The organism is Isoalcanivorax indicus (assembly GCF_003259185.1).
GTDB lineage: Bacteria > Pseudomonadota > Gammaproteobacteria > Pseudomonadales > Alcanivoracaceae > Isoalcanivorax > Isoalcanivorax indicus.
Window position 1 is genome coordinate 2,307,566 of sequence record NZ_QGMP01000001.1, and the last position, 14,281, is coordinate 2,321,846.

Sequence of the window (14,281 nt, forward strand, 5' to 3'; positions counted from 1 at the left end):
CCCAGGCATCGTTATGCCATGGGAGGGCCCGCAGCGCGGCACTGGACGCGCGTCAGTGACGTAACCGCCAGCGCTCGACCCGGTCGCGCCAGCGCGGGCCGAGCACCGTATGTCCGGCCGGGTGCAGCGCCCAGGGCATATAAGACTGGCTGTCGCCACGATACAGCCACTCCGGTTCCGTGCCCGCAGGCAGGTGCAGCACCCGGAAACTGTCACCGTCGAACAGCAAGGCCCGGCCGTTGCTCGTCACGGCCATACCCCGCAGTGCCGGGGCCTCGCGCACCATGAGGCGGCGCTTTTCGTCGAGATCCCAGGCTTCGACATAGTGATGGCCTGCAGGGGTGCCGTAGACATTCTCGGCCTGGTGACGGAACGCACGGAGCAGATAACGGCCATCGGCACTGAGCGCCGTCTGCTGCGCCTGCGCCGGCTCACCGGCACGCCCGAAACCCTGAACCTCATCCCGAGGGAGCTGCCAGCGCGCCTGCTCCACCCACTCGCCACCGGCCCCCGGCGTCAGGTCGACCATCACCCCGTATTCGTCCACCACGCGGACGCCATCACCACGGATGGCCAGGCCGCGCACGAACCCCGGTAATGACACCGGCAGTGTCTGCGTGGTGCCGGCATCGACATCGAACAAACGCACTCCGCGCCCGGGGAACCCCCCTTCCACCAGCACGCGCCGCCCGTCTGCACTGAACGCGGCGGCCGACAAATCACGGGCCAGATGCCCGTCCTGATCACGCCCCTCCTGATCACGACCACCCAGCACCACCTGCTCGCCGGTCTGCAGATCAACGCGCTGCAAGACATAGTCGTCCGCCAGCACCAGGGCATACCGCCCGCTGGCGTCCACCCGCAGACTGCGCGGCTGGTCCAGCGCCAGCGGCACCTGCGTCTGCAGGGTGCCCTGCTCGGCATCGAAGCGGCGCAGCCCTTCGTTCTGCAAGGTGACGACGGTGCGGCCATCGCCACTGAAGGCCATCGCTTGCGCGTGGGACAGGTCGGCATCGTCATCAGCAAATCCCAGCGACCAGGTTTCCTGCACGGGCAGGGTGGCGCGGGTGATGGCGAAGTCGAGGGCGGGATTGCTGCCGCGCACCGTGGGCACCTGGCGCCCCTGAGTGCGCTCCGCCACGCGGTCGGCCACAAAGCGGCGCAATTCGTCGACGCGAATCTGGCGGTCGCCGTTGAGGTCGGCCGCCATGGCTTCCAGCCCCTCCAGTACCGCTGCGGTAAAGACACCGTTGTTCCAGCGGGCTGACTCCAGCGCAAACTCCATCGCGCCGGATGCGGCAATCACATGCGCGCCACTGCCTTCGCGCAGCTCGACAAAGATATCTTCCAGCAGCGGCCTGTCGATCTCCGGTGCATCGTCGGGTATGGCGCCGATGCGTCGCAGCCCGCGTGCTGACACCTCGCCATCGCCGCCTGCCAGCAGCATCGGCGTGGGCAGCAGGCCCGCCGCACCGTCGTCGTTTTCCCCGGCATGGCAGCTGTCGATGAAGATCAGCCGTTCGCGGGCACGGGTGTTCGCCAGCAAGCCTTCGATCTCGTCAAAGCGCACCCCCCGGCGGCCCGGGGCCTCGAAGTCCATGTCGGTGGGTGCAAAATAGTAGACCCCGTCGTCCGCCAGCACGCCGTGTCCGGCGAAATACAAAATCACCCGGTCATCCAGCCCGGCGCGGGCAAGAAAACGCTGCGCCCGCAGAATCGCACTGCGCGTCGCCTGCCCGTCGGTGAGCAACAAGGTCTCGATATGCTCGCCTTCCAGGGTGGCAAAATGCGCGGCCACATCCTCGATATCCTTGGCGGCATAACGCAGGTCGTATTGCGATTGGGCGTACTCGGACACCCCCACCCCGACCAGGAAGGTGCGTCGGGTCGTCGCGGCGGCGGTGCTGTAGACCTGTGCCATCAGGTCGTCCGAACGGCGCCCGTCGGCCAGCGTCAGATGCGCCGTAATCCGGTTTTCGCCCGGCATCAGCGACAGCGTATGGCGCGCCTCACCGCCGCGCACCGGCACGCCGTCAGCCGGCGTCGCCCGCACGTTGGCCACAAACAGATGCAGCCGCGCGCCGTCCGGGCCACCCACGGCCACCTCCAGCTCGCGACGGTCGTGCACCAGCGGCGGGGTGCGCGACCAGGTCGGCAGCAGGTCACCTGACAGCCGGGCGCCACGTGTGGCCAGCCGCTGCTGACGCAACGTCACCAGCTGCGCCAGTTGCGCCAGATAGTCCGGCTGCGCGTGCCCCAGCGCCGCCAGCACGCGATCCGGGCGATTACGCTCGCCATCAAACAGCGTAAAGGCGCGCAGTGTCATGCCATCACGGCGGGTGACCTGGCTGACCGCATCGCGGGAGGCTGCATACTCCCCGTCCGGGGTCAGAATCAACGCGCCCTGATCCGCCACCGGGTAGATACTGGCCAAGAGCGCCAGCGTCACCGGCGCCTCGATATCCAGCACATGCACCGCCGCATCGCTGGTCTGCGCATACAGCCGCTGGCGACCAAACAGCAGGGTGCGTATCGGCAAATCCCCCACCGGCACCGCCTCACCCAGCGCGCCCGTTGAAGGCTGGTACAGTCGCACGCCCTCCTCCGTGGCCAGCGCCAGCCGGTCCTGGTCCGGCGCGTAGGCCGACGCCGTCACGTTACCGTTGTAGGGCTGCCGGTCGTCACCGATGAACAGACCATAGCGGGTCAGCATCCAGAGCTCCCCCGCGTCGCTGAAGTCCAGCTCCAGCAAGGTATTGACGGAGGGCATGCCGCTGCCGTCAGCGAACGGGTCGATGCGGGTGCGCCCCAGCGAGGTGCCCGCTGGCCACGCCAGCATTTCCAGATCGCCCTGGCTGTCATTCAGGAACAGGAGCGGGTCTTCATCGGGCAGCTCGCGCAAGCGCAGCCAGGTCACCGGCGGGCCATCGCGCTGCATCCGGGTCGTGATGACGCCATCCTGGCATTGGTACACCATGTTGCCCACCGCCAGCAGCAGGCTGCCATCGCTATGCCGCGCACTCGCATCCAGCCGGTCAGGATGGGTGTCCGCATCAAAGCAGGCCCACGGGTCGGGATGATCCGCCGGCGCGCTGGCCGGACGTCGCTCCCCGGTCCCCAGGTCCCATTCCTGCATACCCGTCTGCGGCACCGGCCCCATGGCGCGATCGGGCCAGGCGAAGAACAACGGATGCGACAGCGCCTGCTCCAGCGACACCTGTAACAGGCCGCGCGTTTCATCCACACCCACCAGGCGCGTCTGGGTCGGCACGGCATCCAGTTCGCCAAGCACCGCGCCACTGGGCGCATGCACCAGACGCCCGGCACTGAAGACCACATCCTCATCCGTGATCGCAAAGGCGGCGCGGCTGTCCCGTCGGCAGGTCACCGGCAACGCCTCCGGGGTGCCCCCCGGTCGCTGGCGTTGCAGGCAGGTGTCTTCGTCGAAATAGATCAGCGATCCGTCGGCCATGAAGCGCGGCTCGCGGGCATTCGGCAGCGGCTGGCGCTGGCCGCTGTCGATCTCCAGCAGCCAGCCGCCCGGGCGCCCTGCCATGCCGGTGGACACCAGCAATTGCGATCCATCGGGGGAGAAGCGTAAACCACCAGGATAGAAAGGACGCTCACTGGACGTGATCGGCCAGGCCGCTCGCTCGGCCAGCGTATCGGTGGCCAGAATGCGCACCGCGTCGTACCCCATCACGGCCAGCCAGGCGCCGTCCGGGCTCAGGGCCAGACGTGCCCCGGCCGCGCCCGGCAGGGGCACCACCTCTTTGTCACCCTGACCATCCGGGCGAGACAACCCCGCCTCACTGAAATCATTGAAGGCAACATGGCCACCATCACGGCTGACCGCCAGGTCCACCAAAGGCGCGCTGTCGCCCTCCACCGCCTCGCCCCACATCAGGCTGACCGGATGCTGGAGCAGCATCGTGCGCGTGGTCGTGTCGAACAGCGAAAACTGCTGCGCGGTGGTGACCAGCAAGCGAGTGCCGTTGTCCAGCCACTGCAACTGGCGCACGCCGTCCATCACATGGGCACCGGCCTGTAGCGAGGCAATCCGGTAGCGCATGGACAGGTTCCACAACACCACGCGGCCATCGGCATAGCCCACCGCTGCGGTAACGCCGTCACGGGCCACATCCACCGCTGTTTCGCCACTGCCCCAGACGTCCACCGGCACGGCTGATTGCAGTACCAGCGCCTCATCGGCGGTGCCTGTCGCGGCCAGCAGGCACATCATCAGCGCCAGCCAGCGCCTCTTCCACTTCCCCATGGATACCGCCCCTTTTGTTGAAGTCATGGCCCATGACTGCTTACATGACAGCACGATTACCTTCGACACGCTTGTGAGAGAGGTCATCCGTTTGCACACCACCGGCGCACGCCCACAGTCAGCGCACTCACCGATACCGGTAGCCGTGATCGGCGCCGGGCACTTCGGTCGCTGCCATGCGCGCCAGTATCTGGCGCATCCCGATGCCCGACTGGTCGCCCTCGTCGACACCCACCCCGAGGCGCATCCGGCGCTGACCGACACCTTGCCAGTGCCTGTCGCGCGCACACTGCAAGATCTGCCCCGCCCCGTTCAGGCCGCCAGTATCGCAACACCCGCCAGCACGCATTACCGTGTCGCCCGCTCGCTCCTGCGGCAAGGCCTTCATGTGCTGCTGGAGAAACCCATGACCCTGACCCTGAAGGACGCCGATGCCCTGACCCGCCTGGCCCGCCAACACCGCGTGCTGTTGCAACCGGGGCTCCAGGAGCGCTATGTCCTGCACAACCTCGGGCTGACCGGCGCCGGCCGCCCGCTGCGTCTGCACGCCATCCGCTGCCATCCCCCGATGACCCGCAATACCGATTGCAGCGTGGTCCACGATCTGATGATGCATGATCTCGATACCCTGCACACGCTCAACCCGGCGCCCGTTGAGCACCTCAGCGCCAGTGGCCACCGCCATCACACCGCCCACGCCGACGAAGTACGCGCGCAGCTGCGCCTGGATGATGGCTGCGAGGCGTTGCTGGAAGCCAGCCGCGCCGCCGACACCGCGCAGCGCCGACTGGCCCTGACTTACGCCGACGGCACCCTGACACTGGATTTTCTTGCCGCCACCGCCGTCAACCTGACGGGCCGCGCCCTCGGCGCACTCACGGCCGATCCGGCCCCGCAGCCGCTGCCGGAGATTGATCCGCTGGCCCGGCAGATCGGCGACTTTTTACGTGCGGTCCGCACCGGCCAGCCCGCGCCCGTCACCCTCGCCCAGGCGCGCCGCGCGCTGGCCACCGCCGAAGCCATTCAGGCGCACCTGCCCGCACCGCTCACTCACACACGCCACAGGGACACCCGGCATGCCTGATCACGCCCCCCCCGCCGTCCACGCTGCGGAGCACGACCGCTCAGCGATCCGCTTCCTCGACCTCGACACGCCCTATCGCCTGCTCAAGCAGGACATCCTGAGGGCCATGGAAACCGTGCTCGACAGCCATGCCTTTATCCATGGCCCCCCCGTGGCCGAACTGGAAAGCGCGCTGGCCGAGCACACCGGCGCCGCCCATGTGGTCACCGTGGCCAGCGGCACCGATGCCCTGTATCTGGCCATGCTGGCGCAAGGGATCGGCCCTGGCGACGCGGTGTTCGTGCCCGCCTACACCTACTGCGCCACCGTCAACGCCGTGATGCACACCGGCGCCACGCCGGTGCTCGTGGATGTCGACCCGGACACGTTCAATATTGATGTGAGGGATTTGCGGCACCGTCTGGACACCCTCGACCGCGCGCTGCGTCCACGCCTGATCATGGCCGTGGACATCTTCGGGCTACCGGCGGATTACCCCGCCCTGCAAGCCCTGGCGGCCAGGGAAGGGTTACTGCTGATGGCCGACGCCGCACAGAGCTTCGGCGCCAGTCTGAACGGCACCCGCTGTGGACGACTGGCGCCGGTGACCGCGACCAGTTTCTATCCCACCAAACCACTGGGCGGTTACGGCGACGGCGGCGCCATCCTGACCGATGACGCAGCACTCGCGGCACATTGCCGCTCCCTGCGCTGGCACGGCATGGACGACTCCCGCACCGAATCCCTGCGCCCTGGCACCAACAGTCGCCTGGACACCCTGCAGGCCGCCGTGCTGCTGGCCAAGCTGCGGTTGTTCCACGGTGAGCACGCCGCCCGCGAACAGATGGCCGCGCACTATGCGGCCTGTCTCCGCGACTCGGAGGTCCGCCCTCAGCTGATCCCCGAGGGCTACCACAGTGGCTGGGCCCATTACACCGTGCGAGCACCGAACGCCGCACACCTGGCAGACAAACTGGACACGGCAGGCATCCCCTTCAAACGCTATTACCAACAGCCCCTGCACTGGCAGCCCGCCTTCCGGCACCTGGCGCCCGACGGCGGCCTGCCGGTCACCGAACAGCTGGCCAAAGAGGGCCTGACGCTGCCCATGCATCCCTATCTGACGACAGGGCAAGTGGAGAGAGTGTGTGCAGTACTGGGGACGTGATGATGGTGCGCCAGGAGGGACTTGAACCCCCACACCTTTCGGCACCAGAACCTAAATCTGGCGTGTCTACCAATTCCACCACTGGCGCGTGGAGGGGCATTCTAGAACGTGAAGGGCCGCCACGCCACTTCCCCATGCGCGTCACCCTGTCAGGGACCCTCAGGGCGAGTCAGCTTGTGCAGCGCCGGTGGCAATGGTCGCCGTTCCGCCTCGCCCTGCGCCGGGAGCGCTTGCTGCAACGCCTTGATACGTTCACGGGTCAGGGGGTGCGACTGAAACAAGGCTTGCCAGCGCCCGGCATCCTGATCCGCGAGGCTCTGATGCGCCACCATGGCCTGGAAAAACTCATCCGCGCCCTGCACATGCCCGTAATGCGCTGCCAGCATCTCCAGCGCGTACTGGTCCGCTCGACGTTCCATGTCCCGATTGAAGCGCAGGGCGGTCAAGCCACCGCTCTGCCCGAACAGTGTCTGCATGGCAAAGTTCTCGCCGCCCGTCACCGCCGCCCACAGCAGCCCGATCACTGCGCTGCGGCTGAGCACGGCAATCGGATCACGGTGCTGGATATGCCCGATCTCGTGCGCCAGCACCATGGCCAGGCCGTTCTCTGACGTCACACTGTCCAGCAGCCCGCGAGTAATCAGCACATGACCACCGAGGGTGGCAAACGCATTGGGGATCTGCATGTCGATCAGGCGCACCTGCACCGGTATGGCAGGCGGCGGGTCCATGCTCGCCATCAGGTCATCGGCCAATTGATTGAGCGCCGCATCCGCCTGCGGCCAGGGCGCGCTCACAGGCACGTCGCTCACCGCTGCCGCTTCCCAGCGAAACGGGATATGCGGGGCCAGAAAACCCGCCAGCAGCACGAGCAGCAACGTCAGGGCGGCCATGACCAGACCGACCATCGCCACCAGGCTGCCGAATTCCAGCAGCGCATTCTGCGGCGGGTTATTGATGTGCTCCGGAACCCGCGGATTGCCGTCCGGCAGCGGTGTCATCGCGCGGCGTTGCTCCGGGGATAGAGCGCCGTGCCATACGCCATGACTTCCACGGAACCCACACCGCGGGAGGCATCACCGGACACCCGGCAGGTTTCGAGTTTGACGTTGAAGATGACGACGCCAGTGCCCAGCGCAGCGGCCTGCTCCTGCATGCGCAAGATGGCTTCGCGGCGAGCCCGGTCCAGCAAGGATTCGAACGCACCGATGGAGCCCCCGACAAGATTACGCAGTGTCGCGATCATCATCTTGAAGTAATCCACCGATACCACGACATTGCCCATCACCAGGCGAGATTCATGGCTCGTCACATACTCGGGCGGCAAATGCCGTTCAGCCAGCACCAGCAACTGCCGATACTGGTCTTCCCTGGCTTGAATCGAGCGATAGTGTCGCCGCTCCGCCAACCGCCCGAACACATAGCCCAGCAACAGCAGACTCAGCAGGATGATCAACTCATAGGGCAGCATCATACCCCCATGCGCTCCAGCTCGACCGCCGTGCCATAGACCAGGATTTCCGACGCGCCAACGGCGATCGTGGAGGTCGCAAAACGCACATTCAGGATGGCGTTGGCGCCGAGCGCTGTGGCCTGCTCCTGCAACCGGGCCATGGCCGCCTCACGGGATTCATTCATCAATTCCGTGTAACCCGTGAGTTCGCCACCGAAGATATTCTTCAGCCCGGCCATGAAGTCCTTGCCGACATGCTTGGCCCGCACGGTGCTGCCCTGAATCAGGCCCAGATGCCGCCGCACACGCATGCCCGGCACCATTTCAAGATTACTGATCAGCATTCCCTTCTTCCCCTGTATGGATTCCCCCACCGCACACGCGGCCCGCCCCCTGCTCTCACGGTCTCAGGCCTTCACTGCCTTATGCCTTCACTGCCCGGTGCCCTCACAGAGAGGCTGCCCAGGGAAAATCAGGGCAAAGACCGGCGCTCAGCAGCAAGACAGCCCGAGAACAGATGCTGGACAAATATTCAGGATACGGGTGGGAAAATCAACAGAGCAGGATGTACAAATACGGCACCGGAACCTGACGGTCCGCCACGCCAACCGGCGTGACGGACCCGGTGGGAGGCTCAGCGGCGTTCCAGTGTGTCCAGCCGGTTGTTGACCTCGCGGCGGTAGGCGTCGAAGGCGTTGATGGCCGACTCGATCTCCTTGATACGGGTGCCCAGGTCGCCGTTATCCCCCCGCAGTGCTGCGCGCACTTCATCAATGGCGCGCTGCTGGTTGCGGCTGCGGGTTTCCAGTTCGCCAATGGTCTCCCGGGCCAGCTCGATCTGGGTCTGCATCTGGTTGCGGGCCACGGTGTGCTGCTGCACCTCACGACCGGCACTGGCGGCCTGGTCGGCAGCCTGTTTGGCCTGGGCCTGGGCCGTCTCGACGGCCTTCTTGGCGGTGTTCAGCTCGTTACGCAGCGCGGCCACGGCCCGTTCCTGGGCGGTGAGCTTTTCCTGCAGGGCCTTCACCGCCTTCTGGTTTTCCTCGATCCAGCCGCGGTTACGCACGTTGGCGACATCCCAGAGCTTGCGGATCTCGCTGAGATGAAGATCCAGCTGCTCCTGCACCTTGCCGGAAGACTGGGTCAGGCTTTCGTCGGTGGCCGACAGCTGCGATGCCAGGCTGCCCAACTGTTCAGACGACTCGCTGATGCGCGAGTCCAGTTGCCCCCGCACGGCGCTCAGTTCCCGGAACATGAAGGCGCCCATGGCCAGGGTGATGAACAGCAGCACCAGCGTGGCCAGGATCCAGGGGCCGTTGCCACCGCCACCACCACCGGGTTTGCCCGCCGCGGCCACCGGCCGACGCCGGGCCGGCTCGCCGCCACTGCGGCGCGGGCCGTCACCACCGGGCCGCTGGCCGTCGCCGCCCTTGTCACCACCACCGCCACCACTGGGCTGTCGCGGCGGGCGCTGGGGCGCCGCCGGGCGCTGCGCCTTGGCCGGGCGATCATCGTCGAGCGGTACATCACTGATATTGCCAAGTGGCAGATCACGATCCTGGGTCATAACGTCTTGCTTCTGCTGTAGGACATCGAAAGCGGAGTAGCTTAACAGGACCGGGTGTCCCGCGCGCGCCAGCCCGCCGGAATGGACACGCTGGCGCGTTCCGGGTTCCCGCCAGCAGGCGGGTCAGTCCCTGGACTCGGCCGACGCCGGAAAGATCGGCTGTTCGCTGGCGTAATAGATCAGTTCCCCCGCCTCATGCCGACCTGCCTCGTTGCGCACGAACGGCAGGAACAGGACCCAGGGGCGCTCCTTGCGGTGATCCACCTGCACCCAGATGCCGGGCACCTTGTCGCCCGCCTTGCTCGGCACTTCATGCAACCGCACCAGGGCGACGGCCCGCAAACCCATGTCCTCATCGCGGGTCATCTCCTGCAGGCGCAGGAACAGGGCTTCTGCCCATTGGGTGGGTGGCGGCGCGGCCTCGCGCTCGCCCTGATAACCGAGAATCTGGTTGTTGTCGCCTTCACGGGCGATCACGGCAAACGGGTACAGGCCGCCGGATTCCTCCACCGCCTTCAGGGCCATCTGCATGGCCGCTTCTGCCAGGCGATTCATTTCCTGAATCTCGGGGGAGTGGCGTTCTTCACGCTCGGCCAGCGCGGGGGCGGCCAGCAGGCAGATCAGGAGCCCTGTCAGCACATTCAACCTGTTCATGATACTGCTCCGGTCGTTTGTTCTTATAGGAAGCCAACGCAAGAGGCCGCCTGAAGGGCGGCCTCTGCGGCAACTCAGTGTATCAGGTCCGACCGGACTCAGGCACCGAAGTTCTTGGCCGCGAAGTCCCAGTTGGCCAGGGCCCAGAAGGCTTCCAGGTACTTGGGACGGGCATTGCGGTAGTCGATGTAATAGGCGTGTTCCCATACATCCACGGTGATCAACGCTGTCTTGCCGTCGGTGATCGGGGTGGCCGCATTGCTGGTGTTGACGATGTCCAGCTCGTTGCCGCTCTTGACCAGCCAGGTCCAGCCGGAACCGAAGTTGTTGACGGCGGCGTTGCTGAACTCTTCCTTGAACTTGTCAAAGCTGCCCCACTTGGCCTTGATCGCATCAGCCAGGGCGCCAGTGGGCTCGCCACCACCGTTCGGGCTCAGGCTGTGCCAGTAGAAGGTGTGGTTCCAGACCTGGGCAGCATTGTTGAACACCGGACCGGGGCCCGCGCTCTTGATGATGTCTTCCAGGGATTTGCCTTCGTTGTCGGTGCCCTTGACCAGACCGTTGAGCTTGTCGACGTAGGTCTGGTGATGTTTACCGTAGTGGTACTCGAGGGTTTCTGCGGAAATATGCGGCGCAAGCGCATCCTTCGCATAAGGCAGAGCAGGAAGTTCGAAAGCCATGTCATTTCCCCTGACGTTGGTATCGATGAATGGAAGATGGATCGGACGGCGATCATAACAACCGTCAGTAACAGCGGCCAGTGTGGCCATCACGCCGTGCCGTGAGGAAGGACACTGGGGGCGCCACCCGGCCTTTTCAAGGGCGCGGCGGGATGCGCCCGCGCCGCATCCACAGTACAATCGCCGCCCTCGACCAGCAGGAGTAAGCCATGAGCAACGATGCCATCGTCATCGTCAACGGTGCCCGGACCCCGATGGGGGGCTTCCAGGGTGCACTCGGCCCCGCGACCGCCCCGCAACTGGGTGCCGTGGCCATCCGCGAGGCCATTCAGCGCGCTGGCCTGGAGGCCGGTGATATCCAGGAAGTCATCATGGGCTGCGTACTGCCCGCTGGCCTGAAGCAGGGCCCGGCACGCCAGGCCATGCGCCAGGCGGGCCTGCCGGACAGCACCGGCGCCACCACCATCAACAAGCTGTGCGGCTCGGGCATGAAGGCCACCATGTTTGCCTTTGATTCGATTGTCGCGGGCACCAACGACATCGTCCTGGCGGGCGGCATGGAGTCCATGACCAACGCCCCCTACGTGCTGGACAAGGCCCGTGGCGGCCTGCGCATGGGCCACGGCCAGGTGTATGACCACATGTTCCTGGACGGCCTGGAAGATGCCGAAACCGGTCGCCTGATGGGCTCGTTTGCCCAGGAAGTGGCGGACAAGCGCGGCATCACCCGCGAGGACATGGACAACTACGCCATCGAATCCCTCAAGCGCGCCCAGACGGCCATCGCCGAAGGCTGGTTCAAGGACGAGATCACGCCAGTGACGGTACAGACCCGCAAGGGCGAGGTGGTCGTCGACACGGACGAGCAGCCGGGCAACGCCAATATCGACAAGATCCCGACCCTGCGCCCGGCCTTTGCCAAAGACGGCACTGTCACGGCCGCCAACGCCAGCTCCATCTCCGATGGGGCCTCGGCGCTGGTCCTGGCCCGTGAGTCGGTGGCCAATGAGCGCGGCCTGAAACCGCTGGCCCGCATCCTGGCCCATGCCACCAACTCGCGTCACCCGAGCGAGTTCACCATCGCGCCGATTGGCGCCACCGAGCGACTGATGAAGAAAGTCGGCTGGAGCGTGGACGACGTGGACCTGTTCGAGATCAACGAAGCCTTCGCCATGGTGGCCATGATGCCGATGATCGATCTGGGCATCCCGCACGAGAAGGTGAACATCCACGGCGGCGCCTGCGCCCTGGGTCACCCGATCGGCTCCACCGGTTCACGCATCATCCTGACCCTGATCCATGCGCTCAAGCGCACCGGCGGCAAGCGCGGTATCGCCAGCCTGTGCATTGGCGGCGGTGAAGCCACGGCGGTGGCCGTCGAGCTGATCTGACGCGGCCCTGTTGCCACGCCCCGGAACCGGCAGCCCGCTGCCGGTTCCACCCCCTCTCCCCCCTGTCCCCTGAAGTCTCCTGTTACAACTCTTCCGCCAGCACGACGATTGGCTAACTGTCTGTGGCGGGCGCTTTCTGTAAAATCGCGTGACTCGTCAGTCACATAATCTGGAGAAGCGTCCTTGTCCGCCCTGCCCGTGATCACCGCCTTCGGCGGCATCAATCCCGCCGGCCGCAGTGCCTGTCATCATGGTTTTCATCGACTGGTTCTTGACGCTCTGGACAGCACCACCCGACAGCGCACCCTGGCGGCCCTGGGCGCGCTCATGCCGTCGGGCGCCGGACACAGCGAACCGTTGCTGCAAGGCACCCTGGTGCGGCAGATGGAAACCAACCTGTTCGACCCGAACGCACAACCGATCCAGGTGAACGCAGAAACCGGCAGCGATATCACCGTGATCGTCCGCAACATGGATCTGCCCGAACCGATCCCGGCGCACTGGCGGGTCACGCCAGCGGGCGACAAGCGCAGCCAGGTGACACTGCCTGCCGGTGCCTCACTGCTGCTGGGCGCCAGCCAGCGCGGCCGGGTGCAGGCCGCCGGGCAGTTGCCCAGCGGCTTTGATCCGGCGGCCTGTTACCCGTCCCGGCACCATCCACGCGCCTTGCAGATGGCGGTCTTCGGCGCTTCCGACATGCTCGGCATGCTGGGGATCGACTGGTGCCGTATCCAGCAACGGCTGCCGCCGGAGGCCATCGCCGTGTATGCCTCCAGCGCCATGGCGCAACTGGACGACAACGGTTTCGGCGGCGTGCTGCGCAACCCCTCGCTGGGTCGGCGTATCACCTCCAAACAGCTGCCACTGGGCTTTGGCGGCATGAGCGCGGACTTCATCAACGCCTACATTCTGGGGACGGCGGGCGCCACCGGCGGCATGCTGGGCGCCTGCGCCACCTTCCTGTACAACCTGGACCGGGCCGTACAGGACATCCGCAGTGGTCGCCGCAGACTGGTGGTGGTGGGCACCAGCGAAGCGCCGCTGGTGCCGGAAGTGATCGAGGGCTACCGCGCCATGGGCGCACTCGGAGAGGACGAGGCGCTGGCGCGTCTTGATGGCACCGACACGCCGGACTACCGTCGCGCCTGCCGCCCGTTCACCTTCAATGCCGGTTTCACCATCGCTGAATCGGCCCAGTTTGCGATACTGATGGACGACGCCCTGGCGCTGGAGCTCGGCGCGGATATCCTGGGCGCCGTGCCCGACGTGTTCATCCACGCCGATGGCCCGAAGAAATCCATTTCCGCGCCGGGCGCTGGCAACTACCTGACCTTCGGCCGGGCCACCGCCCTGGCCCGGCACCTGCTGGGCGACGAGGGCCTGCGTCAACACACCTTTGTGCACGCCCACGGCACCGGCACGCCGCAGAACCGCACCACCGAATCCCATGTGCTGGACAAGGTCGCGGCGGCCTTCGGCATCCAGCACTGGCCCGTGGCCGCCATCAAGTGCTATCTGGGCCACAGCCTGGGCAGCGCGGGCGGTGACCAGATGGCAGCGGCCCTGGGCACCTTCGCCAGCGGCATCCTGCCGGGCATCGCCACCCTTGAGCAGGTGGCGCCGGACGTGCACGGCGCTCGCCTGCGCCTGCAATCCGCGCACAGCAGGCTGGAGGCGCCGCAGGCCAGCCTGATCAATGCCAAAGGGTTCGGCGGCAACAACGCCACAGCACTGGTGCTGTCGCCGCAGAAAGCGCTGGCCATGCTGCAACGCAAGCACGGGCAGCAGGCCATGCAGGCCTGGCAGGATCGTGTCGAGACCACGCGGGCGCAGGTCAGTGACTGGGATGAACAGGCCTGCGCCGGCAAGACCGCGCCGGTGTATCGCTTTGGAGAGGGCGTGGTCGAAGGCGATGACGTCGCGCTGAGCCAGGACGCCATTCACTTGCCCGGCTGGGCAGAAGCCGTGAGCCTGGGCGCCCACGGCGACTTCGACAGCTACCTGTAACCCTTACCTGTCACCTTGGCTG

Annotated in this window: 11 protein-coding genes and 1 tRNA gene; 4 read left to right on the plus strand and 8 right to left on the minus strand. The window is 66.2% G+C overall.

Annotated elements, in window-relative coordinates:
• Window positions 1-52: 52 nt before the first annotated feature.
• A complete protein-coding gene (locus DKW65_RS10485; protein ID WP_162925808.1) occupies window positions 53-4,276 on the minus strand; it encodes a caspase family protein in 4,224 nt (1,407 codons plus the stop codon).
• Between DKW65_RS10485 and DKW65_RS10490 the strand changes: the two genes are divergently transcribed.
• Together DKW65_RS10490 and DKW65_RS10495 are read left to right on the plus strand one after the other, a co-directional pair.
• Window positions 4,275-5,360, plus strand: a complete 1,086-nt coding sequence (locus DKW65_RS10490) for a Gfo/Idh/MocA family protein (RefSeq protein WP_111657622.1) — start codon at window positions 4,275-4,277, stop codon at window positions 5,358-5,360. The genes DKW65_RS10485 and DKW65_RS10490 overlap by 2 nt on opposite strands.
• The gene (locus tag DKW65_RS10495; protein ID WP_111657194.1) at window positions 5,353-6,507 is read left to right on the plus strand and encodes a DegT/DnrJ/EryC1/StrS family aminotransferase; all 1,155 of its coding nucleotides are present in this window, start codon (window positions 5,353-5,355) and stop codon (window positions 6,505-6,507) included. The genes DKW65_RS10490 and DKW65_RS10495 overlap by 8 nt, the downstream gene beginning before the upstream one ends.
• Before the next feature lie 3 nt (window positions 6,508-6,510).
• Here DKW65_RS10495 and DKW65_RS10500 read toward each other — a convergent pair.
• The 7 genes from DKW65_RS10500 to DKW65_RS10530 form a co-directional block, all read right to left on the minus strand.
• Window positions 6,511-6,595 (minus strand) — tRNA-Leu (locus tag DKW65_RS10500).
• A gap of 61 nt (window positions 6,596-6,656) precedes the next feature.
• On the minus strand, window positions 6,657-7,508 hold the full coding sequence (locus DKW65_RS10505; protein WP_111657195.1) for a M48 family metallopeptidase: 852 nt from the start codon (window positions 7,506-7,508) through the stop codon (window positions 6,657-6,659).
• Window positions 7,505-7,981: a YbjQ family protein gene (locus tag DKW65_RS10510; protein ID WP_111657196.1), complete on the minus strand. Its 477-nt coding sequence runs from the start codon at window positions 7,979-7,981 to the stop codon at window positions 7,505-7,507. Before DKW65_RS10510 ends, DKW65_RS10505 begins: the two co-directional genes overlap by 4 nt.
• On the minus strand, window positions 7,978-8,304 hold the full coding sequence (locus DKW65_RS10515; RefSeq protein ID WP_111657197.1) for a YbjQ family protein: 327 nt from the start codon (window positions 8,302-8,304) through the stop codon (window positions 7,978-7,980). Before DKW65_RS10515 ends, DKW65_RS10510 begins: the two co-directional genes overlap by 4 nt.
• A gap of 290 nt (window positions 8,305-8,594) precedes the next feature.
• Complete coding sequence (locus DKW65_RS10520; RefSeq protein WP_111657198.1) at window positions 8,595-9,527, minus strand: coiled-coil domain-containing protein; 933 nt, start codon at window positions 9,525-9,527, stop codon at window positions 8,595-8,597.
• Window positions 9,528-9,650: 123 nt separating this feature from the next.
• Window positions 9,651-10,181 carry a hypothetical protein gene (locus DKW65_RS10525; protein ID WP_111657199.1) on the minus strand — a complete coding sequence of 177 codons (531 nt, stop codon included), beginning with the start codon at window positions 10,179-10,181 and terminating at the stop codon, window positions 9,651-9,653.
• A 98-nt stretch (window positions 10,182-10,279) separates the two neighbouring features.
• Window positions 10,280-10,861 (minus strand): superoxide dismutase, encoded by a 582-nt coding sequence (locus tag DKW65_RS10530; RefSeq protein WP_111657200.1) that lies wholly within the window; start codon window positions 10,859-10,861, stop codon window positions 10,280-10,282.
• Between the two features lie 209 nt (window positions 10,862-11,070).
• On the opposite strand from DKW65_RS10530, the gene DKW65_RS10535 reads away from it, so the two are divergent.
• Both DKW65_RS10535 and DKW65_RS10540 read left to right on the plus strand, forming a co-directional pair.
• Window positions 11,071-12,252, plus strand: coding sequence for an acetyl-CoA C-acyltransferase (locus DKW65_RS10535; protein ID WP_111657201.1), 1,182 nt, complete (start codon window positions 11,071-11,073; stop codon window positions 12,250-12,252).
• 183 nt (window positions 12,253-12,435) lie between these two features.
• The gene (locus DKW65_RS10540; protein ID WP_111657202.1) at window positions 12,436-14,259 is read left to right on the plus strand and encodes a beta-ketoacyl synthase; all 1,824 of its coding nucleotides are present in this window, start codon (window positions 12,436-12,438) and stop codon (window positions 14,257-14,259) included.
• The last annotated feature ends 22 nt before the right edge of the window (window positions 14,260-14,281 follow it).